The following is a 23,529-nucleotide window of genomic DNA, read 5'->3' as shown; positions in this document are numbered from 1 at the left end:
CGCCGATACTTCCGTTAGGCGGATACCACCAGTACCCAATCGCGCAATCTACACGCCCAGCGCGTCCAGAACAGGGGACATCTTCGCGCGCGTTTCGGCCAGTTCCATCTCCGGCACGGAGTCAGGCATGATGCCCCCACCAGCGAAGACACGGATCTGTGTGCGCTCACGCGTGAACTGTCCGCATCGCAACGCAATGCCGAACTCACCGTCGCCATTCGCATCAACCCAGCCCACCGGGCCTGAATAGCGGCCGCGACGAGTCTGCTCGAAGGATTCCAGCAGATCGTACGCCAGTGTTGTCGGTGTGCCGCACACCGCTGCCGTGGGATGTAAAGCAGCCACCACGTCGAGGAGGGAGTGATCCGGCACAACAGCGTTGACTTCGGTTGCCAGGTGAATGACGTTTGGAAGTTCGATCACGCTAGGCTGGGACGGGCACTCGACGGACGTGGCCATCGGTTCGAGGCGGCGGGTGACAGATTCAACGGCCAGCGCGTGTTCACGACGATTCTTATCTGACGACATCAACTCGTCAGCATTTCCGGGAGCTGCAGTGCCAGCCAGGACGCGCGAGTACACATGATCAGCTTCTTTAGACGCCAATATCTCCGGTGTGGCGCCCACTAAACCGGCAACGGCATATGTCCAGGTCGAAGGAAACTGCTCGTGCAACTGGGTGACCAGGTATCGCTCATCCATAGCGGTCGGACTGTCCACGACCATGTCGCGACTCATCACCACTTTCGATGCTGCTCCCGAGTTCAGGCGCCGGATCACGCGGCGCACCGCGCTGAGCCACTGGTTCTGCGTCATACGCCCGGCCTGTGTCATCAGTCCTTTCGGCGTAGTCAGCTGCGTACTGAGCGCTGCCTCGGCAAGAGCGGAGGCTGCCTGAATCGGATCAGCAGGATCCTGGTCGAGCGCTGTCGTGATCACGAAGCGCGCGCCATCGCGCTCGACGATTGCGGTGTGCGGAATGATCAGGACACCGCGCGTATTCCATGCAAAACCGAACGAGGCCAATGCAACCGGTCCACAAAGGCGTGAGCTCCCCTCGTCAATTGTCGAATCAGTATCGACGAGGGCGTCCTGGCACACGTTCGTCCACTCTGACGACGCCTGTCTGATGGCCTGTGTACCTGTCACAGTGATCGTGGCAGTGCGCCCATCGGCAACGATCGAACAGCGATCTCCCAACCACGTCAACGCGTCTGCAGGGCTGGGCAGCAGTGAGGCCAGCGGACGCGTCGCACAGAGGTGTGAAGGCGGTAGTGGAGCAATAGAGACGTGGAGTTTGCCATTGAGAGATACGGAACCGAAAGTGCCAGACATGAGGCCATCGTATCCAGACCATGAAAAGATAGAGACATGAATGAAACGGCAGGTCTGAACTACGACGTCTATGACCAGGACGCTGACCTCAATGACGACAGCTCACCGGCGGGCATGCGCGCGCAACTGAATAAGGATCCCGGCGAAGTTGCGGCAATGTTTAATTCCGTGGCACGTCGATACGACATGATGAATGCACTTGCCAGCGGTGGGATGGATCATGTGTGGCTGCGCGCATTGCGCACTGCAGTCGATGGCGAGCCTGGGGAGGAAATCCTCGACCTTGCTGCCGGAACCGGTGCATCAGCTGCGGCGATCGCTGCCGGTGGCGCACGCGTGACGGCGTGCGACCTGTCAGAAGGAATGATTGCGGTAGGCCGTGAGCGCCACCCGGAGATCTCATTTGTTCAGGGCGATGCCACCAACCTCCAATTCGGAGACGCGACATTCGACGCCGTGACCATGTCGTACGGGCTGCGCAATATCAGCGACCCGGAACGCGCCTTGCGTGAAATGGCACGCGTGACGAAACCGGGCGGGCGACTGGTGATCTGTGAATTCTCCCACCCGACTGACCCGATTTTCTCGCGCCTGTACCGCATCCACCAGATGGTGGTCATGCCGACGCTGGCACGCCTGGTTTCATCTGACGACGTGGCGTACGACTACCTGGTTGAGACGATCCAGAGCTGGCCCGACCAGATCACTGTGGGGCAGATGATCGCGCGGAGCGGATGGGAGAGCGTGGAGTACAGGAATCTGACAGGCGGCATCGTTGCGCTGCATCGTGCCCGACGTGCCCAATGAGACGCGCTTCACGATACCTGAAATAGGTAAAGGCCCCCTTTCTCAAATACATCAAAGAACCAGTCTTTTTTCGCGCCAAAATGACGAAATGCGCCCTTTGGGGCAATCGGAGTAGGGTGCTAGTCGAATGAGGCTTGACAACAAGTAGAGGAGACACTGTGTCTGACGGTGTGGCGAAGCATGATGATGCTGACGTCGTAATCGTCGGTGGCGGGCCGGCAGGTGCATCAACTGCCTACCACCTGGCAAGTGCCGGCATTGATGCCCTCGTACTTGAAAAAGCATCATTCCCGCGGGACAAGATATGCGGCGACGGGCTGACCCCTGCAGCCGTGTACGAACTCATTGTGATGGGCGTCGATACAAGCACGTGGACGCGTAACCGCGGATTGACGGTCATTGGTGGCGGGCATCGCCTGCAACTGGAATGGCCTGACCAAAAATCACTGCCCGGATACGGCATGACACGTCGCCGCACGGAACTCGACCAAGACCTCATTCAGCACGCATGCAATCGTGGTGCGCGCCTGGTCGAAAACTGTACGGTGACAGGACCGTTGACTGACTCAACTGGGCGCATCACTGGCGTGCGCGCGCGCATCGGGCAGGGTAAAGACGCTGAAGATGTCGAGTTCCACGCCAAACTTGTGGTGGATGCAGGCGGCGTGTCGGCGCGACTGGCCACCGCAATGGGACGTGAAAAGAATCCGCGCCGTCCCCTCGGAGTGGCGGCACGCACGTACTTCCGCTCACCTCGCTCAAATGAAGAGTGGATGGAATCCCACCTCGAACTGTATGCAGGACAGCCCGGCAAATCCGAACCGCTGCCCGGTTACGGCTGGATCTTCCCGATGGGTGACGGCACCGTCAACGTCGGCTTGGGATCAGTCTCTTCAGATGCGAAGGCAACCAAACTGCCGTACCACAAAGTGCTGAAGCAATGGGTCGATTCCCTTCCCGACGAGTGGGGTTTCACGCCTGACAATCAGGTTGGCTCCCTGCGCAGCGCAGCGTTGCCGATGAGCTTTAACCGCACACCCCACTACGCGAACTCACTGGTGCTGGTGGGTGATGCTGGCGGAATGGTCTCACCCTTCAACGGCGAGGGAATCGCGCCGGCCCTGAAAGCGGGTCGTCTTGCTGCAATGGCGATGGCTCAGGGTCTTGCCCGCACGACGCTTGCCGGCATGGATAAGGCGATGGAAGAGTACCCTCATGCGATGAAACAGGAATATGGCGGGTACTATTCCATGGGACGAATCTTCGTGCGGCTGATCGAGAACCCGAAAGTGATGCACTTGTGTACACATACGGGGCTTGGAATCCCACGCTTGATGACACTTGTCCATAAACTGTTATCAGATGGTTTTGAACGTAGCGGCGGTCAATGGGACGACCGTCTGATTACTACCCTCACGAAGGTGGTGCCCAAGGTATGAGATCGACTCAGCAATCTCCGTGTTGCAGTTGTGCCATCGGGCTGACCGCCCTCGTCAATAACCGGGAGGAACAATGACCAATCCCTACGTGCCATTGCTGATTATGGCGGCAGCAGCCATCGTGCTGGCGCTGGGCGGCCTGGGCGCATCAGCGATCCTGGGACCCACACGCAAGAACAGCACCAAAGCTGACAACTACGAATGTGGCATTGATCCAGGCCCTCAGCACATTGAGGAAGGCCGTTTCCCGGTGCGCTACTACCTCGTCGCGATGACCTTCATCATCTTCGACATCGAGGTCGTCTTTATGTACCCGTGGGCCGTCAGCTTTAACCAGCTGGGCTTGTTCGGGCTTGTTGTCATGTTGACCTTTATCGCCCTGATCACGGTGCCCTACATTTACGAGTGGCGCCGCGGCGGGCTGGACTACTAGGAGCGAAGGAGGACTCATGGGTATCGAAGAAGCGTTACCTGCAGGCATTGCTCTGACCAGCATGGAAAAACTGCTGGGGCTGGGTCGTAAACACAGCCAGTGGCCTGTCACCATGGGCTTGGCGTGCTGCGCGATTGAAATGATGGCAGCCGGCACCCCTCGCTTTGACATGTCACGATTCGGACTGGAAGTGTTCCGCGCCTCGCCGCGTCACTCCGACCTCATGATCGTCTCGGGTCGTGTCTCCCACAAGATGGCACCGATCATCCGTCGCGTCTACGACTCGATGGCCGACCCCAAGTGGGTCATTTCGATGGGCGCCTGCGCTTCGTCCGGCGGCATGTTCAACAACTACGCCGTCATCCAGGGCTGCGATCACTTCCTGCCTGTGGATGTCTACCTGCCCGGATGCCCACCTCGCCCCGAAGCGCTGATCCACGCCGTCCTCACCCTGCGTGAGCAGATCGGCAAAGAGCCGCTTGGCGTCCACCGTCAGGAAATCGCACGCAAGGCCGAGCAGGCAGCACTTGCTGCTACACCGACCCACCAGATGAAGGGACTCCTGTCGTGAGCGAAACTGAATCAGTGACGCCTACCCCTGATGAGGTGCAGCCGCAGGGGCAGATGCAGGCGCTGGGATCCTTCCAGGCCCCCGACGTGGTGGCCCAACGCACCGGCATGTTCGGCGTTCACGACGCCGGAGACACCACCGGTTTCGGCGGGCTGCAGCAGGCCGCGACGTTCGCTGCCCCCAGCCAGCGGCCGTACGGATCGTGGTTTGACTCGGTCGTGGACATCCTCGAAGAACTGATTACCGAGGATGGCCTTGATGTCAACGACGTCATCGAAAAGGTCGTTGTCGAACACGATCAACTGACGATCTTCATTGCGCGCGAGCACATTCAGCGCGTGGCACGTCACCTGCGTGACGACCAGGACCTGCGCTTTGAACTGTGCATCGGCACCAACGGCGTGCACTACCCGGCCGACAGGGGCCGTGAACTCCACGCCATTTACCCGTTCATGTCGATCACCCATAACAGGATGCTGCGACTGGAAGTCACGTGCCCGGACGCAGATCCGCACATCCCCAGCATCGTCGACATCTACCCCGCGAACGACTGGCAGGAACGCGAGACGTGGGACCTGATGGGCATTATCTTTGATGGCCACCCCTCTTTGACGCGTACTGCGATGCCGGATGACTGGGTAGGACACCCGCAGCGCAAAGATTACCCACTGGGCGGCATTCCCGTGGAATACAAGGGAGCCACCGTTCCACCGGCCGACACACGGAGGTCGTACAACTGATGAACGCACAACGTGTCAATTTCCGGGCAACCCCCGGAACAGCCAACATCGATGTCGACGACATTCCCGAAGTCATGGCGCAGGGCGGTGACTGGGAAGACGTCCTCGCCGAAATCGAAAAGATCACGAACGAACGCATCGTGCTCAACATGGGTCCAGTGCACCCCTCGACGCACGGCGTGCTCCGCCTGGTCCTTGAACTGGACGGCGAACTCGTGCGCGAAACACGCGTTGACACCGGCTACCTGCACACCGGCATCGAAAAGAACATGGAATACCGCACGTGGACACAGGGCGTCACATTCTGCACCCGCATGGACTACGTCGCACCGTTCTTCCAGGAAGTCGGCTACTGCCTGGCGGTGGAAAAACTGCTGGGCATCACCGACCAGATTCCAGAGCGCGCCACGCTGATCCGCGTACTCATGATGGAGCTCAACCGTGCAGCCTCGCACATCGTGGCAATCGGAACCGGCGGCAACGAGCTGGGTGCCACCACGATGATGACCATCGGCTTCCGCGCACGTGAAGAAATCCTGCGAATTTTCGAACGCATCACCGGCCTGCGCATGAACCACGCGTACATCCGACCTGGCGGCGTCGCACAGGACCTGCCGGCAGGAACGGTGGACTTCATCCGTGAAAAGCTGCCGCGCATCCGCAGAGACGTGGGCGAACTGCAGGACCTCACCTTGCAGAACCCGATCTTCAAAAAGCGTTTCGTTGGTACCGGCTACATGCCGCTGTCAGCAGTTATGGCGCTCGGTATGACCGGACCGGGCCTGAAAGCGGCCGGCATTCCGTTTGATCTGCGAAAGATGCAACCGTACTGCGGGTACGAAGATTTCGAATTCGACGTTCCCACCTACGATTCATCCGACGCCTACAACCGCACACTCGTTCGCTTCGACGAGATCTACCAGTCACTGCGCATCGTCGTGCAGGTGCTCCGACGCCTCGAGAAGTGCGAGGGCGGTCCGACCATGGTTGATGACCCCTCGATCGCGTGGCCGGCACGGCTGTCGGTTGCAACCGACGGACAGGGCAACTCGCTCGAACATATCCGCGAAATCATGGGCGAGTCGATGGAGTCGCTGATTCACCACTTCAAGCTGGTGACCGAGGGATTCTCTGTTCCCGCCGGTCAGGTATACCAGACCATCGAACATCCGAAGGGCCTGCTCGGGATCCACGTAGTCTCCGGCGGTGGCACGCGCCCCTACCGCGCGCACTTCCGTGACCCTTCATTCGCCAACCTGCAGTCATTGTCCATCATGACCGAGGGGGGCCAGCTGGCTGACGTGGTTGTCTGCCTGGCAACAATTGACCCTGTTTTGGGAGGTGTTGACCGATGAGCTACGCGCCAGAAGTTGAACAGCGTCTGCGTGAAGAAGCGGCGGTGGTTGTGGACCGGTATCCCACCGGACATTCACGCTCAGCACTGATTCCGCTGCTGCACCTCGTGCAATCCGTTGACGGATACATCACTGCTGACGGCATCGCGCTGTGCGCTGACATCCTCGACCTGACACGTGCGGAAGTATCCGCTGTGGCGACGTTCTATACCCAGTACAAGCGCCATCCCACGGGAGACTACCTGGTGGGCGTGTGCACGAACGCGCTGTGCGCCGTGCTGGGCGGTGACGCAATCTGGGAGGCCGTCTCACAGCATGTGGGAGTTGGCACCGATGAGACCAGTGAATCCGGCAAGATTACGCTGGAACGCCTCGAATGCAACGCCGCGTGTGACTACGCGCCCGTCATGATGGTCAACTGGGAGTTCTTCGATAACCAGACACCGCAATCAGCGATTCAGCTGATCGACGACATCGAGGCCGATAAGCCGATCCACCCGACGCGTGGTGCCGACACGGTCCACACGTTCAAAGAGGTCGAGCACGTACTTGCCGGTTTTCTTGATGGTCACGAACATGAGGGCCCTTCAGCGGGCGAGAACTCACTGCTGGGCCTGCGCATCGCAGAGCAGAACAACTGGAATGCTCCGGTGCGGACCGGTTCTGAACAGGAGGAGGACAAGTGAGCTCCTTAAGCGCACCATCAACCCTCACGCCGATCCTGACGCGCGGGTGGGATGCAGAGCGGTCATGGACGCTGCAGTCTTACCTGAGCCGTGGCGGATACGAAGGATTGAAAGCCGCCCGCGCCCTTGAACCGTCTGACATCGTCGAGAAGGTCAAGGCTGCCGGTCTGCGAGGCCGAGGCGGCGCAGGCTTCCCGACCGGACTCAAGTGGTCCTTCCTGCCTCCCGATGACGGCAAGCCGCGGTACCTCGTGGTCAACGCCGACGAATCAGAACCAGGAACCTGCAAGGACATCCCGCTGATCATGGCGAACCCGCACATTCTGGTTGAAGGCATGGCGATCACATGCCGCGCCATTAACTGCCACCACGCTTTCGTCTACCTGCGTGGCGAGGTCGTCCACGTCTACCGCCGCCTCCTGAATGCGATTCGCGAAGCTGAAGAGGCTGGCCTGCTGGAAGACCTGCGCATCATTGCTCACGCAGGTGCCGGTGCCTACATCTGCGGTGAAGAAACCGCACTGCTGGACTCCCTGGAAGGTCGTCGCGGACATCCGCGCCTGAAGCCCCCGTTCCCGGCAGCTGAAGGCCTGTACGCGCGCCCGACTGTTATTAACAATGCCGAATCCATTTCGCAGGTGCCAGGGATTTTCCGCAACGGAGACGACTGGTACGCCTCGATGGGCACGGAAAAATCCAAGGGCCACGGTATTTTCTCCGTCTCAGGCCACGTCAAGAACCCAGGCCAGTTTGAAGCACCATTCGGCATCACGATGCGCGAACTGATCGACATGGCCGGAGGCATCCGCGAAGGCCACACCCTCAAGTTCTGGACACCAGGCGGATCATCCACCCCGCTGTTTACCGAAGCTGAACTTGATGTGTCCCTCGATTACGAATCCGTGGGACAGGCCGGATCGATGCTGGCAACGCGTGCACTGCAGGTGTTCGACGAGACCACATCGGTCGTGCGCGTCATTACCCGCTGGACCGAGTTCTACCAGCACGAATCGTGCGGCAAATGCACGCCGTGCCGTGAAGGAACGTACTGGCTCAAGCAGATCATGCTGCGCCTGGAACAGGGCAAGGGGCTTCCCGGAGACGTCGATCTGCTCGAAGAGATCGCCGGGAACATCGCCGGTCGCAGCTTCTGCGCACTCGGTGACGCTGCAGCCACACCAATCAGGTCCGGCATCAGCAAGTTCCGAGAAGAATTCGAAGCCGGTTTGACGACGCCCGCACAGGAGCTGTTCCCGTACGAAGCGTCCGCTAACTTCACTAGAGGAGGTGCCCGATGAGCGACGCGCCAGAAATGGTCGATATTACGATCGATGACATCCAGATGTCCGTTCCCAAGGGAACGCTGGTCATTCGCGCTGCGGAACAGGCTGGAATTCGTATTCCACGATTCTGCGATCACCCACTGCTCGCACCTGCAGCTGCATGCCGCCAGTGCCTTGTCGAAGTCGGAATGCCTGACCGCAAGACCGGCGAGCTGCGCTTCATGCCCAAGCCGCAGCCCTCATGCGCACAGACAGTCAGCCCGGGAATGGTCGTCAAGACCCAGTTCACCTCCGAGATTGCCGACAAAGCACAGCGCGGCGTTATGGAGTTCCTGCTGATCAACCACCCGCTGGACTGCCCTATCTGCGACAAGGGCGGCGAATGTCCCCTGCAGAACCAGGCCATGACAGAAGGACGCGCAAAGTCACGATTCGCTGACGCCAAGCGCACCTTCCCCAAGCCTCTGAAGCTGACCAGCCACATCATGCTGGACCGTGACCGCTGCATCCTGTGCCAGCGCTGCGTGCGTTTCGGTAAGGAGATTGCAGGCGACGCGTTCATCGACCTGCAAGGTCGCGGCGGCGGTACCTCACCGACAGACGACCATTACTTCATGGGCGAACAGATCGGCTCCTTCGACACCCAGGTCATCGGGTTCCACGACGAAGGTGCCCACGACGCGAGAACTGTGCCGCTGTCTGGCCCATACGGCGAGGCTGGCGTCATTGGATCCATCAACGGGGGAGAGCTTCCACCATCAGGATACGACCAGTCGGGACGCGCATTCGCCTCGTACTTCTCCGGCAACGTTATTCAGATCTGCCCGGTCGGCGCGCTCACCGCGTCGTCCTACCGCTTCCGTGCACGCCCCTTCGACCTGGTTTCCACACCGTCGGTGTCAGAACACGACGCATCCGGATCAGCGATCCGTATCGACGTGCGTCGCGGCCAGGTCGTGCGCCGCATGGCCGGCAACGATCCGGACGTGAACGAAGAGTGGATCACCGACAAGGATCGCTTCGCCTTTGAATGGGATCGTGAATCCCGCCTGACCACACCGCTGGTTCGCGAAAACGGTCAGATGGTGCCGACCTCCTGGGCCGACGCGCTGCACCGCGTGGCTGAAGGACTGAAGGTGGCGCGTGACAAGGGAACAGTTGGCATGCTTCCTGGCGGCCGTCTGACCTTCGAGGATGCCTGGGCATGGTCCAAGTTTGCTCGCACTGTTGTGGGGACCGATTCCATCGATGCACGCGTTCGCGAAACCAGCGAGGAAGAACGCCAATTCCTCGCAGCACACGTAGCAGGAACAGGGCTGGGTGTGACGTATGCGGATCTGGAAAAGGCCGGGAGCGTCCTGCTGGTCGCACTCGAGCCCGAAGACGAATGCGGATCCATTTTCCTGCGCTTGCGTAAAGGCGTCCTGAAGGGAACCACTCACGTCACGACCATTGCGCCGATGACGACAAGTGGATCACTCAAGCTCAACGCACAGGTGGTGCACGCCGCACCCGGAACTGAAACCGAAGTTCTCGCGTCGCTCACCAGCGGAGCAGCGGCCGAAGGCACCGCCCTCGTCGAATCCCTGTCCGACGGCGGGATCATCCTGGTCGGAGAACGCGCAGCGCGCACCCCCGGGCTGCTGACTGCAACCGCCAAGCTCGCTCAGGCAACTGGAGCCCGACTCCAGTGGGTTCCACGCCGAAGCGGTGACCGCGCAGCGGTTGAAGCCGGACTTCTTCCCGGCCTGCTGCCATTTGGTCGCTCACTTGCCGATGCCGGTGCCCGCGAAAGCATGGGCTGGGATACGGCAGGCATGCCGACCACAACCGGCATGGACATTCAGGACATTCTGGGCGGTGTGCGCACCGGCTCTGTCAGCGCCCTGATCGTGGGAGGTGTTGACCTGCGTGACCTGCCCGATCCGAAAGCGGCACGCAATGCGCTCGACGCAGTGGACTTCCTCGTGTCGATGGAAGTGCGCGCGTCCGATGTCACTGAGCTTGCTGACGTGGTGCTGCCCGTTGCCCCGCCGCTGGAAAAGAACGGTACCTTCATCAACTGGGAAGGCCGACTGCGCCCCTTCGGCCAGGCGATCTCGTCACGCTCGCTGACTGATCGCGATGTGCTCGTGCGACTGGCGCGCGAATTTGATGTCGATCTGGGTGGAGCCACGCTGAAGGATCTGTATGACGAGGTCAACCCCGTGATGGACTGGTCCGGTGAACGCTGCGTCATGGATGTGGCTACCACAACCGCCCCGCCCGTCGAATCGGTGAGCGAGGGACAGGCTGTTCTGGCCACTCACAAACCGATGCTCGACGCCGGACGCCTTCAGGACGGCGCACCGCAGCTGGCTGGAACAGCGCGCCGCCCCGTTGTCTTCATCTCGCAGGCAACGCTGTCGGCTTTGGGAATGTCGCAAGGCGACGCCCTGACTGTTAGCTCCGAACGCGGATCGCTCACGCTGCCGGTGGAGGTCACCGATCTGCCCGATCGTGTGGTCTGGCTGCCTGAGTGCTCCCAAGGATCACTTGTACATGAGTCACTGGGAACAGCCGGTTCCGTTGTGACGCTCTCACACGCAGTGGAGGTGACCCGATGATGACAACGCTTCCGCTGGCGATTCCCGACTACACAGTGGCGGACTTCTCCCAGGAAACGTGGTGGCTGACCCTCATCAAAGCGGTCTTCATCATCTTGTTCCTGATTTTCAACGTGTTGCTCGCCCTGTGGGTGGAACGACGCGGACTGGGACGCATGCAGACCAGGCCCGGCCCGAACGTTGCCGGCCCGTTCGGCCTGTTCCAGGCTTTCGCTGACGCGTTGAAACTGCTGTTCAAAGAGGACATGTGGACCAGGCGCTCCGATAAATTCCTCTACTTCATGGCCCCGGCCATCGCAGCGTTCTGCGCATTCAGCGTGTTCGCAGTAATCCCGCTTGGCCCGAACGTCAGCATGTTCGGCCACTCAACGCCACTGCAGCTGGCCGACATGCCGGTTGCTGCGCTGTATATCCTGGCGATCACCTCGCTGGGCCTGTACGGCATCGTCCTCGGTGGCTGGTCGACGCGTTCAACGCTGCCGCTGTACGGCGCCGTGCGTTCATCCGCGCAGGTGATCTCCTATGAACTGTCGATGGGCCTGGCCCTGGTCTCCGTGTTCATCATGTCGGGATCAATGTCCACCTCCCAGATCGTTGCCGCACAGACTCCGTTCTGGTGGGCAGTGACGCTGGCACCCGCCTTCGTTATCTACTGCATCTCGGCAGTCGGCGAGGTTAACCGCCTGCCTTTTGACCTGCCCGAAGCTGAAGGCGAACTTGTCGCCGGACACATGACGGAGTACTCCTCTATGAAATTCGGCTGGTACTACCTGTCCGAATACGTCAACATGCTGAACGTGTCAGCCGTGGCAACCACCATGTTCTTTGGCGGATGGCACGCACCGTGGCCGTTGTCGCACGTGCCCGTCATCAACGACGGATGGTTCGGAATCGTGTGGTTCTTCCTGAAGATGTGGTTCTTCATGTTCCTGATGATCTGGACGCGAGGCACTCTGCTGCGTATCCGATACGACCAGTTCATGCAGTTTGGCTGGAAGCGTCTCATCCCGGTTGCCCTGGCATGGGTCGTTGCCGTAGCAGTGCTGCGTGGAGTGACCGCCTGGGTTGACACCTCGATGCCGGTGATCCTCGGCGTGATCCTCGCGATCTTCGTCATCGCCCTTGCAGTCATGTGGTTCCTGGATTCCGGTGAGGGCGAAACCACCGGCGAGGGAGACGACGTGACCGAAACGTTCGATCCGTTAGCCGACGGATTCCCTGTCCCGCCCAAGCCCGGCCAGCAGCTGCCGCCGTCACCGCGAGCCCGCAGAGCCCAGCCAGTTGGGGTTGCAGCCAACACGACTGTCGCGACTGATGCTCAGGAGGAAACCGATGAGTAAGTCAGACAAGCATCTTCCGCCACTGGGACCCGATGAGGAGCTGCTCTACGAGCACGATCATCGCGGCCCGGTCAGTGAGTTCTTTGCCCCCGTGGCAGGGTATGGCGTGACGATCACGTCATTCTTCCGCCCCACTGTCACCGAACAGTACCCCTTCGAGGGGCCGTTCGTGCAGCCGCGTTTCCACGGGCGTCACCAGCTCAACCGTTACGCCGACGGCCTGGAAAAGTGCATCGGCTGCGAGCTGTGCGCGTGGGCCTGCCCGGCCGACGCCATCCTCGTCGAAGCCCACTCAAACACGCCTGACGCACAGTACTCGCCAGGGGAACGTTACGGCGCGGTCTACCAGATCAACTACCTGCGTTGCATCTTCTGCGGATTCTGCATCGAAGCGTGCCCCACGCGTGCGCTCACCATGGGACACAACTTCGAACTGTCGGAGTACCGCCGCGAAGCGGAAATCTACGAAAAGCACCAGCTTCTTGTTCCCCTTGCCGACGGCATGCTGGCACCACCGCACCCGATGGTCGAAGGCATGTCCGACGACGACTACTACAAGGGTGAGGTGGCTGGACCGACGCAACGCCAGATCGACTGGGTACGCGAGCGTCGACCCGAAGATTCTTCACTGCAGTCCGCTCAGCAGGCGGTTGCACAACCAGTTGAACAGGAGGCTGCGCGGTGACAGAAACAGCATGGCCACTGATGGGCAGCACAGGCGAGGCGATCCTTTTCAGTTGCGTCGCCGTCGTCATGGTGCTGGGCGCCCTCGGTGTGCTCTTCTTCAAGAAAGCTGCGTACTCCGCGATCTGTATGGTCGCGGTGATGATCGGACTGGCAGTATTGTTCATCGCTCTGGGAGCACCGTTCTTGGGTGCTGTCCAAGTCGTCGTCTACACCGGCGCCATCATGATGCTGTTCTTGTTCGTCATCATGATGATCGGCCTGGGAGCCACCGACGGATACCAATTCCAGTCACGCGGTGCAATCACTGCCGCATGCATCGGCGGGCTCGGCATGATCGCCATTTTTGCCGGTATCGGCGCGAAAACAGTGTTGTCCGCGAGCAAAGCCTCGAGCGTTGACCCGTACTCCAATGAGCCGGTCACCTCGCTGGCATCCTCACTGTTCGCAGACCACTGGATGTCAATGGAACTAGCGGGCACTCTGCTCATCACTGCCGCGATCGGCGCGATGCTGCTGGCTCACACGGACCGCCTGGGACCCTCGTTCAACCAGCGCACTACGGCTGAAGCCAAGATGAAGGCCTTCAAGGAAAGCGGCCGTCACATTGGACAGCTTCCGGCGCCTGGCGTGTTCGCTCATTCGAACGCAACGGACGTTCCGGCAATCGGCGGCGACACACTCGCCCCGGTGGAAGATTCCGTGCCGCGTGTCTTCCGCGTGCGAGGATTGGGCCGTTCACTGAACCAGGTTGCCCCTGACATTGCAGAGTCTTTGCAGCTGACGCGCGCCGGGCTGCTGGACGATTCACCATTCAAGGCAGGAAAAAACGTGTCGGTTCCTCGATCCGGAGCCTGGGGCATGCCGGGGCCTTCCGCGCCCACCGGCCTCAACCAGCCTGAAGCGTCCGCGGCTGACCGCAACGCGCAGGCCGAGACCTCGGCCAACGAAGCTGATCCGAAGGGCATGGGCGAGGTGCAGACCGCACCGGATGCCGGACAAGCCAATACTGATCATGTACAGGGACCGGGCGCGAACGCCGGCCCTACGCAGGGCGGAAGCAATAACAATGCTCAGCCGCACACACCTGGTGAAGGAGCTGCCAAATGAGTATGGCATGGTACCTGATCCTCGCGGGCGTGATCTTCTCCATCGGAGCGGTCGTAGTCCTCGTGAGGCGTTCCGCTGTGATCTCACTGATGGGTGTGGAGCTCATGCTGAACTCCGCGAACCTCGCCCTCGTGACCTTCGCACGTATCCACGCAGATGTTGCCGGACAGATCATGGCGTTCTTTGTCATGGTTGTCGCCGCAGCTGAAGTGGTCGTCGGACTGGCCATCATCGTATCCATCTTCCGTGCACGCGCGACAACCGGCGTGGACGACAACAACCTGCTAAAGAACTAAGGGAGGACCATTTCAATGACCACTACCCTCCCCGCTTTGACGGCCGCAACAGGGCCGGCAGCACTTGCGTGGCTTATGGTCGCGATCCCACTGGCGTCCGCAATCCTGTTGCTCGTCCTTGGGCGGCGCGCAGACAAATGGGGCCACATCCTCGGTGTGATCGCCTCGTGGGCGTCATTCGTTGTCGGCGTCGTTATCCTGGTGCAGATGCTTGGACTTCCAGCAGGTGAGCGACGACTGTCCATCGATCTGTTCTCGTGGATTCCGGCCGGCGACCTGTCCATCAACTTCGGAACCCTGATCGACCCGCTGTCGATGACCTTCGTGATGCTCGTGACCTTCGTGGGCTCGCTCATCCACGTATACGCCATCGCCTACATGGAACACGACCGGGATCGCCGCCGCTTCTTTGCCTACTTGAACTTCTTCATCGCCTCCATGCTGACACTGGTCATCGCGAATTCTTACGCAGTGCTCTTCATGGGATGGGAAGGCGTAGGCCTTGCCTCATACCTGCTGATCGGCTTCTGGAACCAGGTGCCCGACAATGCGACCGCCGCGAAGAAGGCGTTTGTCATGAACCGTGTCGGTGACATGGGCATGCTGATCGCCATGATGGGGATGGTTGCCTATGTCGGCTCCGTCTCCATGAATGACGTCAGCACTGCAGCTGCGGGACTGTCCACTGCACAGGCGACACTCATCGGTATCTTCCTGCTGGTCGCTGCCTGCGGTAAGTCCGCGCAGTTCCCACTGCAGGCATGGCTCGGTGACGCAATGGCCGGCCCGACGCCGGTGTCCGCGCTGATCCACGCGGCCACGATGGTGACCGCAGGTGTGTACCTGATTGTCCGCTCCGGCGCGATCTTCCTGGCAGCCCCTGCCGCATCACTGACAGTGGCGATCATCGGTGCGATCACGTTGCTGTTCGGTGCGATCGTCGGTTCGGCCAAGGACGACATGAAGAAGGTGCTGGCAGCATCAACGATGTCGCAGATCGGCTACATGCTTCTGGGTGCGGGCCTTGGCCCCATCGGCTGGGCGTTTGCCATCTTCCACCTGTTCACGCACGGTTTCTTCAAGGCATTGATGTTCTTGGGAGCAGGCTCCGTCATGCACGGCATGAACGATCAGGTCAACATGCGTCGCTTCGGTGCCCTGCGCACCGCGATGAAAGTCACCTGGATTACGTTCGCATGCGGCTGGCTCGCCATCCTCGGCGTGCCGCCATTCTCCGGATTCTTCTCAAAGGACAAGCTCATCGAGGCGGCATTTGCAGCGTCCTCGTTCTCCGGAATGTCAACACCCTGGGCTCCGTGGGTATTCGGCCTGGTCACAATGTTCGGTGCCGGAATCACCGCGTTCTACATGTCGCGCCTGTTCTTCATGATCTTCCACGGAGAAGCACGCTGGACAGATTCAACACCCGAGCAGGAAGTCCACCCGCACGAGTCGTCCCCTCTGATGACCATCCCGATGATCATTCTGGCGGTTTGCTCGGTATTCATCGGTGGACTGCTCAGCATCGGCGGAGCATTCACCTCATGGCTGGTTCCCGCAGTGGGGGAGACCCCTCACGTTGAGCCGGTCCTGCCGATGTGGCTGATCCAGGTCGCCACCCTGCTGCTTGTCGTGATCGGCGTCGCCGTTGCGTGGTTCATGTACGTGAAGAAGCCGGTCCCGATTGGCGTCCCGGCAGGCAACGCGCTCACGCAGGCTGCACGCCAGGATCTGTACCAGGACCACATCAACGAGAAACTCTTCATGATGCCCGGACAGGCGTTGGTCACCGTGGCAACAGAGGGCGATCGAAAGGTGGTCGACGGTGCAGTGGGCGGCTTGAGCTGGCTCACCGTTGGTGCGGGTCGCCTCGTCGCCATCACACAGAACGGTTTGGTGCGAACCTATGCGTCTTACATCCTTGGCGGCGTTCTTGTCGTCTTGGCAATCGTCCTCGGCTTCAGGCTGTGAGGGTGAGGAGGAGAATCAATGACTACTACTGATCTCATCCAGTCCAGTTCAATCCCGTGGCTGACGATCATGGTTGCCTGGCCGCTCGTGGCCGGCGCACTGGTCGGCCTCATCCCGGGGTTGCGTGCGCGCGGACGCCTTGTGGCGTTGGGCGCCTCGCTCAGCGAATTGGTGCTCGGTATCATCGTTGCCACGCAATTCGACTGGACCACACCTGCCACACACCAGCTCGGTGAATCATATTCGTGGATCCCGCAGATGGGCGTGTCATGGGCGCTCGGCGTAAATGCCCTCGGCCTTGTGATGATCTTGCTGGCCGTCGCACTGGTGCCGCTCGTTCTGCTTGCTGCGCCTGCTCGCCTCGCCGGTTCCACGCACGAGGGCGACGCGCGCGACGCTGACGCTGACGAACGTGAGTCGCGTGAGGGCGCCTATAGCGCGCTGATCCTCGTCCTTGAAATGTTCATGGTCGTGATCTTCGCAGCCTTCGACGTAATCGTCTTCTACGTCGCATTTGAAGCGATGCTGGTGCCGCTGTTCTTTATGATCGGCACCTACGGAGTGGGCGAGGCCGTGGCACGCCGCAAGGCTGCCATCAAGTTCCTGCTGTACTCGCTTGCCGGTGGCCTGGCCATGTTGGGCGGTCTGGTGGCACTGTGGGCAGTTGTCCCGCAAAAGTCCGAGACGTTCTTCCGCCTGGACACTCTCTCTCAATTCACCCCGATGCTGCCGTCCTCGTGGGCAATGGGGATCTTCTGGGCCTTCATGGTCGCCTTCATCATCAAGGCGCCGATGGTTCCGGTCCACACATGGCTGCCTGACACGGCGGCAGTTGCCCGCCCAGGTACATCCGTCCTGCTGGTCGGCGTGCTCGACAAGATCGGCACATTCGGAATGATCACGCTGTGCGTGAGCCTTTTCCCGCAGGCAGCGGCCAAGTGTGCCGTCGCCATGTGCGTTGCCGCCATCGTCTCAATCCTGTGGGGCGGTCTGGCCGCCATCGGACAAAACGACATTATGCGACTGGTGTCCTACACCTCGGTGTCACACTTCGGCTTCATGGTGCTGGGCATCTTCATCGGCTCGCAGCTGGCGTTGACCGGCGCGATGATCTACATGGTCGCTCACGGTGTCTCGATCGCCGCCATGTTCCTGATCTCCGGCTTCCTGACCCGCCGAGGCGGGACACGCGAGATTCCTGCATACCGCGGAATGCAGCGTGTGACTCCGGTGATCGCCGGCACGTGGTTGGTGTCCGGTTTGGCTTCAATCGCCCTGCCTGGCTTGTCAGGGTTCGTCCCTGAATACATGGTGCTGATGGGGTCCTTCTCCGTGTCAGTTCCGATCGCGCTGTTCGCTGTGCTGGGTGTCATCATCGCCGCCCTGTACGTGCTGCTGCCGTATCAGAAGGTCTTCACCGGCCCGCCAAACGAACCAATGCGCCACCTCACTGACATGAACGGTCGCGAAAAGGCCGTCGTGACGCCGCTGATCATCGCGATGGCAGTCATCGGCTTGTGGTCTGCTCCGATTGTCGGAGCACTGACCCCGGTATCAGACCAGGTCTTGAACGCAGGAAGCGCGGCGAGTGCGCCAGCGCAGACAGATGGGCAAACCTCTGACGCACCTGCCGATACGTCAACTGAAGGGAGCTCCAAGTGATTCCCATGAACGTCGCTACAACTACGGCCAGTGTTCCGTGGGCGAGCCTGACACCAGTGCTGATTGTGCTCGGTGGAGCAGTACTGGCAGTCCTGGTTGAATCATTTGCCCCCGCACGCCTTCGTCGCCCGCTGGGAATTGGGGTCTCCCTCGTCGTGACCGCTGCAGCTATCGTCGTGCTCTCATGGCGCTGGGTTGTCGTAGCTGACACGCCGCAGGGTTTCGATGAATACATTGAGGACCCGCTGACAGTGGGTGCGCAACTGATTCTTGCCGTCATCACCTTCCTGGCGTTGCTCGTCATCGCGGATCGTACGCAGATTCGTGATGGAGCCTTCGCTGGACAGCCCTCGGACCGTCCCGGTTCCGTCGATGAGGAGCTGACAGAAAAGAAGCGCTACCAACGTTCGGAAATGTTTGCCCTCGTCCTGTTCTCGCTGGGTGGCATGATGGTGTTCCCTGCAGCGGACTCAATGATCATGCTGTTCGTGGCACTCGAGGTGATGTCGCTACCGCTGTACATCCTGTGTGCAACAGCGCGCCGTCGCCGCCAACTGTCACAGGAAGCCGCGCTGAAGTACTTCATCCTCGGCGCATTCGCCTCGGCCTTCTTCCTGATGGGCATGGCACTGCTGTACGGGTACTCAGGTGGACTGAAGTTCTCCGGAGTGTACAAGGTCATGACCCAGAGCACGGGCGAGATGGACTGGCTGCTGCTGGCCGGCATCGTCATGGTGCTGGTGGGCCTGCTCTTCAAGGTTGGTGCTGCCCCGTTCCACGCATGGACGCCTGACGTTTACACCGGCGCACCCAGCCCGATCACCGGTTTCATGGCAGCTGCAGTGAAAATGGCTGCCTTTGCCGCGATCCTGCGTTTCTACCAGGTCCTCGCCGGACACTTCACATGGGATCTGCTGATCCCGATGAGTATTATCGCTGTCCTGACGATGGTGGTTGGCACCGTCGCAGGTCTGGTCCAAACAGACATCAAACGCATGCTGGCGTACTCGTCAATCGCGCATGCGGGCTTCATCCTGCTGGCGGTCATGTCCCTGGTCAAGGGATCGGCAGGCCACGTCCTGTTCTACGTCCTGGCATACGCACTGGCCACCATCGGCTCCTTCGCTGCAGTTACGCTGGTTCGCTCCGGCACCCGCTCTGGTGATTCGCTGGAGGTAGGCGGAGAGGCAACGGCTTTGGATCGCTGGGCCGGACTGGGCAAACGCAGCCCGCTGCTGGCAGGCAGCGTCCTGGTGTTCCTGATGTCATTCGCCGGCATTCCATTGACCAGCGGCTTCATTGGAAAGTTCGTTGTATTTTCAGATGCCTTCGCTGGCCAACTCGGATGGTTGGTTGCGATCGGCCTGCTGTGCTCCGTGGCAACAGCGTTCTACTACTTCCGTGTTGTTCGCCTGATGTTCTTCACGGAACCAAGTGAGAACACCGTGGTCATTAAGAGCGAAGGCCTCACTGCGATCGCTATTGCTGTGTGCGCGCTTGGGACGATCCTGCTGGGCATCGTTCCTGGGCCCGTCTTGTCAATGCTCTCAAATGTCGCTATCTTCTTGCCGTGACAGCTGTGAATTCTTATTCCGTACTTGACCTTGACGTCCCTGCTCTCGAAGCGCGTATCACTCCTGCGCTGGAAAGCGTGGAGGAGCTGCTGAACGACGCAGTTCGAGGCGGGCGTGACCTGGTCGAAGAACTCACACGTCATCTGAGCGTGGCGGGAGGCAAACGGATCCGCCCGGCTTTGACGCTTGTGTGTGCGCAGCTCGGTGACCCCGAGCGCGCAACGAGCGAGCGTGTCATCAGCGCAGCAACCGCAATGGAGCTGACGCACCTGGCATCGCTCTATCACGACGACGTCATGGACAGCGCACCCACTCGGCGCGGGGTTACCTCCGCACAGCACATGTGGGGTAACAACCGCGCCATCCTCGCTGGCGATGTGCTCTTTGCCAGGGCATCACGCCTGATAGCTTCCCTGGGACCTGAATCGGTGGCGCATCACTCAGACACCTTTGAGCGTCTGTGCATGGGGCAGCTCAACGAAACCTTCGGACCACCCGAAGACGCCGACCCGGTCGAGTTCTATCTGCAGGTTTTGGCAGACAAGACAGGATCGCTCCTTTCAGCATCAGCTTTCTTTGGAGCCTTCCACGGCGGAGCCGGCAGAGAGGTCGCTGACCTTGTTGCCACCTACGGTGAGAAGGTCGGCGTCGCTTTCCAGATCGCTGATGATGTTCTGGATCTTGCCTCCACAGGTGAGACCTCAGGGAAGACCCCGGGAACTGACCTGCGTGAAGGCGTGGATACACTGCCCGTCTTGCTGTTGCGCCGCCACGTGGCACACAACGGTGACGATGCGGCAGGTCAGGAAATCCTGGACGCAATCGACGGGGATCTGAGTTCCGATGGCGTCCTGGCTGACGTTGTTGACAAGCTGCGCCATCACCAAGTGCTGCAGGAGACTCGCGACCTAGCTGAAAAGTGGTGCGACGATGCAGTGGCAGTGCTGGACGCCCTCGACGATTCTGAACCCAAACAGGCGCTGACTGCTTTCGCTCATCTTATGGTCAACCGCTTGTCCTGATCGTGCGTGGGCGGCGCCATAGTGCCGTTCCTGTGAAGCGCGCTAGGATGGTGTGTTGTATCGAAAACGCGGCTCGAGCCACGCTCATTCGTGCGTGGTGAGCCTGAGAAGGGACGAATGACTGTGACAGCAACGAACGTTGCCGTTGTCGGGGCCGGCCCGGCTGGTATTTATGCTTCGGACATCTTGTCGAAATCAGATCTCGATGTGAATATCGACCTGTTCGAACGCCTGCCTGCTCCCTACGGACTCGTTCGCTACGGCGTGGCTCCTGATCATCCGCGCATCAAACAAATCATCGTTGCCCTCTACAAGATCCTGCAGCGAGGCGACATCCGCCTGCTCGGCAACGTGGAGATCGGTCGCGACGTGACGATCGACGATCTGCGCGAACACTACGACGCCGTCATCTTGGCAACCGGAGCTGACCGTGATGCTCCGCTAAACATCCCAGGTGTCGACCTGCCGCAGTCATATGGTGCAGCCGACTTTGTCTCGTGGTACGACGGGCATCCGGACTACCCGCGCACCTGGCCGCTTGACGCGCGCGAGGTTGCCGTCATCGGTGTGGGCAATGTGGCGCTGGATGTGTCCCGCATCCTCTCTAAGCATGTGCATGACCTGATGGTGACTGAAGTGCCGGACAACGTGGCGAAAATTCTCGAAGACAATCCCATCACCGATGTACATGTTTTTGGCCGCCGAGGTCCCGCGCAGGTCAAGTTCACGCCACTCGAGCTGCGTGAACTGGGCAAAGTGCCCGACGTTGACGTGATTGTCGATGAGGAAGACTTTGATTTTGATGAAGGCTCCGAACAGACGATGCGCTCATCCAACCAGCAGCGCCAGGTCGTCAAGACACTGACGAACTACGCCTCGGTGGATCCAGACGAGCGCCACGCTTCTCGCCGTATCCATATCCACCTGTTCCAGTCACCTTCGGAGATTCTGGCGGACAGCAAAGGTAACGTGCGCGCACTGCGCACCGAACGCACTGAACTGGTCGGTGACGGCAGTGTGCGCGGCACCGGAGTGATGACTGACTGGCCAGTGCAGGCCGTGTACCGGGCCGTCGGGTACTTTTCGTCGCCCATCCCCGGCGTGCCGTTTGACGAGGTTCGTGGCGTGATCCCGAATAACGAGGGACGCGTTGTCACCGAGCCGGGGTCAACGGAAATTGTTTCAGGCGTGTACGCGACCGGATGGGTGAAGCGTGGCCCCGTGGGCCTGATCGGCTCCACGAAGTCGGATGCGCAGCAGACCATTGCGCACCTGGTTGAAGATGCAGAGGCTGGCGCTCTGCATGCCACCAGTGAAGCAGTGGGGCACGATGCGATGATCAAACTGCTTGACGAGCGTGGCGTCGCGTACACGACATGGGAAGGCTGGGAGCTGCTGGATGCGTACGAACGCGAACTGGGCTCACGGTATGGTGAGCTTTCTGGTGGTCGCGGCATCCGTGAGCGCATCAAGGTTGTCTCCCGCAATGCGATGACGGCGATTTCTCGCGGTGAAGAGCATTCGCACGACGATGAGGACCTGATTGGTCAGCCCGGTGAGATGGGCGTGCCCACGGCTATTGAGCGATTTGGTGATCACTACACCGGTCCGCGCGGCGAATGAGACACTAGAGATATGAAATCGCGTTCGCGTGTCGCGTCCAACACAGTGCGCACAATCCTTCTGTTTGCCGTCCTGTGGGCGGTGCTCCTCGGTATTGGTGCGATTTTGGCGCATACAACCGGGTCGATGGTGTGGCTGTGGGTGATGGGCGGCGTATCGCTGATCGGTACGTTCTTCACCTACTGGAACTCGGCGTCCTTGGCGCTGCGCCAGATGAATGCCGAGCCTATGGATCAAAGTCTGTATCCGGAGGTTTACCGCATTGTCGAGGATCTGAGCCGGCAGGCCGATCAGCCAATGCCGACACTGTGGATTGCGCCGACGATGGCGCCTAACGCGTTTGCAACGGGACGTAACCCGAAAAATGCTGCGGTGTGCGTGACCGCCGGTATCCTCGATCTGCTCAATGAGCGTGAGCTGCGCGGTGTAATCGGGCATGAACTGTCTCATGTGTACAACCGTGACATTCTGATTACTGCGATCGCCTCGTCCCTGGCGGGCATCATGGCAATCGCTGGGCGCTCTCTGCTGTGGATGGGAGGCTACAGCCGTCGTAACCGTGACGGTGGGGGAGCGGCCGGACTGATACTGTCACTGGTCGCCGCGATTGTTGCGCCGCTGATCGGCATGCTCATCCAGCTGGCGATTTCACGCACGCGTGAGTACGAGGCGGATCACGACGGCGCGATTTTGTCGCACGATCCCCTTGCTTTAGCGTCGGCGTTGAAGAAGCTTGAGGTGGGCACCAGCCGCGTGCCACTTGAGCGTACACCGGAGCACCAGGGAGCAGCCCAGATGATGATTGCGAATCCGTTCAGTGGGGAATCGGTGCGCTCGCTCATGTCCACGCACCCGCCGATGGAAGAGCGGATCCGCCGCTTGGAGGAACTGGCCGGCTATTAGGCCGAACATCGGCTCCTCTCTCATTTTCCCATCTGTCGATTAGGACGCGAATGCGAGCTCCCTGCGCACGCATTCTCTGATTTTCCCAA

General features: G+C 60.3%; 19 protein-coding genes and 1 pseudogene. 19 read left to right on the top strand and 1 reads right to left on the bottom strand.

Going from position 1 to position 23,529, the window contains the following annotated elements; all coding sequences use genetic code 11:
- Positions 1 to 48: 48 nt before the first annotated feature.
- Positions 49 to 1,335 (bottom strand): isochorismate synthase, encoded by a 1,287-nt coding sequence (locus QP093_RS03695; RefSeq protein WP_285014770.1) that lies wholly within the window; start codon positions 1,333 to 1,335, stop codon positions 49 to 51.
- A 114-nt stretch (positions 1,336 to 1,449) separates the two neighbouring features.
- Between QP093_RS03695 and QP093_RS03690 the strand changes: the two genes are divergently transcribed.
- The 19 genes and pseudogenes from QP093_RS03690 (at position 1,450) to QP093_RS03600 (ending at position 23,440) form a co-directional block, all read left to right on the top strand.
- Positions 1,450 to 2,142 carry a class I SAM-dependent methyltransferase gene (locus tag QP093_RS03690; protein WP_285015077.1) on the top strand — a complete coding sequence of 231 codons (693 nt, stop codon included), beginning with the start codon at positions 1,450 to 1,452 and terminating at the stop codon, positions 2,140 to 2,142.
- Between the two features lie 158 nt (positions 2,143 to 2,300).
- The gene (locus QP093_RS03685; RefSeq protein WP_058237198.1) at positions 2,301 to 3,581 is read left to right on the top strand and encodes a geranylgeranyl reductase family protein; all 1,281 of its coding nucleotides are present in this window, start codon (positions 2,301 to 2,303) and stop codon (positions 3,579 to 3,581) included.
- Positions 3,582 to 3,654: 73 nt separating this feature from the next.
- Positions 3,655 to 4,014 carry an NADH-quinone oxidoreductase subunit A gene (locus QP093_RS03680; protein WP_058237197.1) on the top strand — a complete coding sequence of 120 codons (360 nt, stop codon included), beginning with the start codon at positions 3,655 to 3,657 and terminating at the stop codon, positions 4,012 to 4,014.
- A gap of 16 nt (positions 4,015 to 4,030) precedes the next feature.
- The gene (locus QP093_RS03675; protein WP_058237196.1) at positions 4,031 to 4,585 is read left to right on the top strand and encodes an NADH-quinone oxidoreductase subunit B; all 555 of its coding nucleotides are present in this window, start codon (positions 4,031 to 4,033) and stop codon (positions 4,583 to 4,585) included.
- A gap of 53 nt (positions 4,586 to 4,638) precedes the next feature.
- On the top strand, positions 4,639 to 5,325 hold the full coding sequence (locus QP093_RS03670; protein WP_070725414.1) for an NADH-quinone oxidoreductase subunit C: 687 nt from the start codon (positions 4,639 to 4,641) through the stop codon (positions 5,323 to 5,325).
- A complete protein-coding gene (locus tag QP093_RS03665; protein WP_092648797.1) occupies positions 5,325 to 6,680 on the top strand; it encodes an NADH-quinone oxidoreductase subunit D in 1,356 nt (451 codons plus the stop codon). The genes QP093_RS03670 and QP093_RS03665 overlap by 1 nt, the downstream gene beginning before the upstream one ends.
- Entirely contained in the window at positions 6,677 to 7,366 is a 690-nt protein-coding gene (nuoE, locus tag QP093_RS03660) for an NADH-quinone oxidoreductase subunit NuoE (RefSeq protein WP_092648796.1), read from the top strand. Before QP093_RS03665 ends, nuoE begins: the two co-directional genes overlap by 4 nt.
- Positions 7,363 to 8,664: an NADH-quinone oxidoreductase subunit NuoF gene (nuoF, locus tag QP093_RS03655; RefSeq protein ID WP_058237193.1), complete on the top strand. Its 1,302-nt coding sequence runs from the start codon at positions 7,363 to 7,365 to the stop codon at positions 8,662 to 8,664. Before nuoE ends, nuoF begins: the two co-directional genes overlap by 4 nt.
- A complete protein-coding gene (locus QP093_RS03650; protein WP_285014763.1) occupies positions 8,661 to 11,255 on the top strand; it encodes an NADH-quinone oxidoreductase subunit G in 2,595 nt (864 codons plus the stop codon). Before nuoF ends, QP093_RS03650 begins: the two co-directional genes overlap by 4 nt.
- On the top strand, positions 11,255 to 12,595 hold the full coding sequence (gene nuoH / locus QP093_RS03645; protein ID WP_285015073.1) for an NADH-quinone oxidoreductase subunit NuoH: 1,341 nt from the start codon (positions 11,255 to 11,257) through the stop codon (positions 12,593 to 12,595). Before QP093_RS03650 ends, nuoH begins: the two co-directional genes overlap by 1 nt.
- Positions 12,588 to 13,280 carry an NADH-quinone oxidoreductase subunit NuoI gene (gene nuoI / locus QP093_RS03640; RefSeq protein ID WP_285014761.1) on the top strand — a complete coding sequence of 231 codons (693 nt, stop codon included), beginning with the start codon at positions 12,588 to 12,590 and terminating at the stop codon, positions 13,278 to 13,280. The genes nuoH and nuoI overlap by 8 nt, the downstream gene beginning before the upstream one ends.
- A 20-nt stretch (positions 13,281 to 13,300) precedes the next feature.
- Positions 13,301 to 14,194: pseudogene (locus tag QP093_RS03635) on the top strand (NADH-quinone oxidoreductase subunit J); the annotation flags it as partial.
- Between the two features lie 191 nt (positions 14,195 to 14,385).
- Positions 14,386 to 14,685, top strand: coding sequence for an NADH-quinone oxidoreductase subunit NuoK (nuoK, locus tag QP093_RS03630; RefSeq protein ID WP_058237190.1), 300 nt, complete (start codon positions 14,386 to 14,388; stop codon positions 14,683 to 14,685).
- Between the two features lie 15 nt (positions 14,686 to 14,700).
- A complete protein-coding gene (gene nuoL, locus QP093_RS03625) occupies positions 14,701 to 16,656 on the top strand; it encodes an NADH-quinone oxidoreductase subunit L (protein WP_285014758.1) in 1,956 nt (651 codons plus the stop codon).
- An 18-nt stretch (positions 16,657 to 16,674) separates the two neighbouring features.
- Positions 16,675 to 18,318 carry a complex I subunit 4 family protein gene (locus QP093_RS03620; protein ID WP_285014756.1) on the top strand — a complete coding sequence of 548 codons (1,644 nt, stop codon included), beginning with the start codon at positions 16,675 to 16,677 and terminating at the stop codon, positions 18,316 to 18,318.
- Positions 18,319 to 18,323: 5 nt separating this feature from the next.
- Complete coding sequence (nuoN, locus tag QP093_RS03615; protein ID WP_285015070.1) at positions 18,324 to 19,892, top strand: NADH-quinone oxidoreductase subunit NuoN; 1,569 nt, start codon at positions 18,324 to 18,326, stop codon at positions 19,890 to 19,892.
- A complete protein-coding gene (locus QP093_RS03610) occupies positions 19,889 to 20,914 on the top strand; it encodes a polyprenyl synthetase family protein (protein ID WP_257590299.1) in 1,026 nt (341 codons plus the stop codon). Before nuoN ends, QP093_RS03610 begins: the two co-directional genes overlap by 4 nt.
- A gap of 123 nt (positions 20,915 to 21,037) precedes the next feature.
- Positions 21,038 to 22,537, top strand: coding sequence for an FAD-dependent oxidoreductase (locus QP093_RS03605; RefSeq protein ID WP_117394388.1), 1,500 nt, complete (start codon positions 21,038 to 21,040; stop codon positions 22,535 to 22,537).
- A 12-nt stretch (positions 22,538 to 22,549) separates the two neighbouring features.
- Complete coding sequence (locus QP093_RS03600) at positions 22,550 to 23,440, top strand: M48 family metalloprotease (protein ID WP_070725378.1); 891 nt, start codon at positions 22,550 to 22,552, stop codon at positions 23,438 to 23,440.
- The last annotated feature ends 89 nt before the right edge of the window (positions 23,441 to 23,529 follow it).

This window comes from Pauljensenia sp. UMB10120 (genome assembly GCF_030212035.1).
Classification (GTDB): Bacteria; Actinomycetota; Actinomycetes; order Actinomycetales; family Actinomycetaceae; genus Pauljensenia; species Pauljensenia radingae_A.
This window is presented reverse-complemented; position numbering and strand designations above follow the sequence as displayed.